The following is an 881-nucleotide window of genomic DNA, read 5'->3' on the forward strand; positions in this document are numbered from 1 at the left end:
CTGCTGAAATCGATCTGCGAGCAGCCCACGCAGCGGGTCTGTGAGCTGTCCATGCTCGATAGGCCGGAGCACGCAGCGATCCTGGCTCGCTGGGACCAGACCGGCCAGGACCACCCGAGCGATCGCTATGTCCATCAGTTGATAGAAGACCACGCACTGCGCACGCCCGATGCAGTGGCGGTGATCTTCGGCGAGCAGACACTCACCTATCGGCAGCTCGATACGCAGGCCAACCGCCTTGCTCACCAGTTGATCAAGCTGGGCGTCGGCCCCGAGGTGCGGGTGGCCATCGCCATGCGCCGGTCGGCGGAGATCATGGTGGCCTTCCTGGCAGTACTGAAGGCTGGCGGTGCCTACGTGCCGCTGGATGTGGCTTATCCAGAGGACCGCCTGCTGTACATGATGAAGGACTGTGCGGCAGCACTGGTGCTGACCCAGAGTGATTTGCTGGAGCAGTTGCCGATTCCCGAGGGCTTGCCAAGTCTTGCCGTGGATCTTTTCGAAGTCGGTAGCGAGGTTGTCGAGCTTGCTCCCAAGGTGTCCCTGGCCCCTGAGAACCTGGCCTACGTGATCTACACCTCAGGCTCCACGGGCCAGCCCAAGGGGGTCGCGGTCGCTCATGGACCGCTGGTGTCGCACATTCGGGCTACGGCGGAGCGCTATGAAACCTGCGCATCAGACTGTGAACTGCACTTCATGTCATTCGCTTTCGACGGTGCTCATGAGGGCTGGATGCACCCGTTGATCAACGGTGCCCGGGTGTTGGTGCGTGACGATAACCTGTGGCTGCCCGAGCAGACCTATGCCGAGATGCACCGGCACGGGGTGACGATCGGAGTGTTTCCCCCGGTGTACCTGCAGCAATTGGCCGAACATGCTGA

1 protein-coding gene is annotated in these 881 nt (G+C 62.0%); it reads left to right on the forward strand.

From position 1 onward, the window contains the following. Positions 1 to 881, forward strand: an 881-nt coding sequence (locus tag DGA31_RS29425; protein WP_152035098.1) for an AMP-binding protein, incomplete at both ends; no start/stop codon positions are given.

The organism is Pseudomonas ovata, assembly GCF_003131185.1.
In the GTDB taxonomy this organism is placed as follows: Bacteria; Pseudomonadota; Gammaproteobacteria; order Pseudomonadales; family Pseudomonadaceae; genus Aquipseudomonas; species Aquipseudomonas ovata.